This window comes from Bradyrhizobium sp. 17 (genome assembly GCF_023073515.1).
GTDB lineage: Bacteria > Pseudomonadota > Alphaproteobacteria > Rhizobiales > Xanthobacteraceae > Bradyrhizobium > Bradyrhizobium canariense_D.
Window position 1 is genome coordinate 1 of sequence record NZ_JADPJQ010000022.1, and the last position, 561, is coordinate 561.

Sequence of the window (561 nt, forward strand, 5' to 3'; positions counted from 1 at the left end):
ATCTCATCGACAAGCTGGAAGCGATGGTCGAGCAGGGCATGGCCGCCATGGCGGCCGGCGCTGCTGCTGCCGTTGCCGAAGCGCCGCCGCTGGTGCCGGACGCGCCTGTCGCCGTTGAAGCCGCGCCGACCTCCGGCGTGCTGGCCGACCAGAGCCTGGAGCGTCCGCTGCGTCCGGGCGAAGTCTCGCTCGACGAGCTCGAGCGTGCCTTCCGCGAGACCGCGATCGAAGTGCCGGTCCCGGTTGCCAGGGCCGAAGTCAAGGCGGAGCCTCCGCCTGCCGCTGAAGCCCCGGTGCCTGTTGCCAAGGAAGCCGCGAAGGAGACCAAGGCGAAGGACAAGGCCGCGCCGAAGAAGTCGATCGCCGACGAGGGCGCCGCCGAGGGAGCCAGCATCGCCAACCAGTCGATCCGCGTCAACGTGGATACGCTTGAGCATCTGATGACCATGGTCTCGGAGCTGGTGCTGACCCGCAACCAGCTGTTGGAGATCTCCCGCCGCAACGAGGACACCGAGTTCAAGGTGCCGTTGCAGCGGCTGTCCAACGTCACCGCCGAGCTGC

At 68.3% G+C, this 561-nt stretch carries 1 pseudogene; it reads left to right on the plus strand.

The window, feature by feature from the left end:
* A pseudogene (locus tag IVB13_RS04535) lies at positions 1–561 on the plus strand (hybrid sensor histidine kinase/response regulator); the annotation flags it as partial.